Annotated in this window: 1 pseudogene; it reads right to left on the reverse strand. The window is 73.7% G+C overall.

The window, feature by feature from the left end:
• A pseudogene (locus RNB18_RS51880) lies at nt 1-420 on the reverse strand (aldehyde dehydrogenase family protein); the annotation flags it as partial.
• Nucleotides 421-456 lie beyond the last annotated feature (36 nt).

Genomic DNA, 456 nt, shown 5'->3' on the forward strand with positions numbered 1-456 from the left:
TAGTGGCGGGCGGCGACCGCGACGGACTGCACCTCCTCGTGGGCGTGCGTGCAGCCGGGCCTTGCCGGTCTCCAGCTGGATGAGGTCGAGCACCTCGGACTGGCGGCTGAGGACCAGGACGTGGAAGCGCAGGAGGATCGCGGCCCGCTGCCGTACGGGGGTGGCGGCCCAGGCGGGCTGGGCGGCGCGGGCCCGGTCGAAGGCGGTGGCCACGTCCTCGGGGGTGGACTCGGGCAGATCGGCCAGCTTCTCCCCGGTGAAGGGCGCGTGGTTGGCCGTACGTCCCGATCCGACGACACCGCGGACCAGCTGGGCGATCACCTCGGGGGTGACCACATCGGCGGCGGTGCGTACGCCCGCGGGGGCGACCGCGACGGGGTTCGTACCGAGGGGGGCGTCAGGGGCCTGCGAGTCCGTCATGAGGCCGAGAGTATGCCGCGGCGCACCCTTTGGGTA

The sequence above is a fragment of the Streptomyces doebereineriae genome, from assembly GCF_031845645.1.
Taxonomy (GTDB): Bacteria; Actinomycetota; Actinomycetes; order Streptomycetales; family Streptomycetaceae; genus Streptomyces; species Streptomyces canus.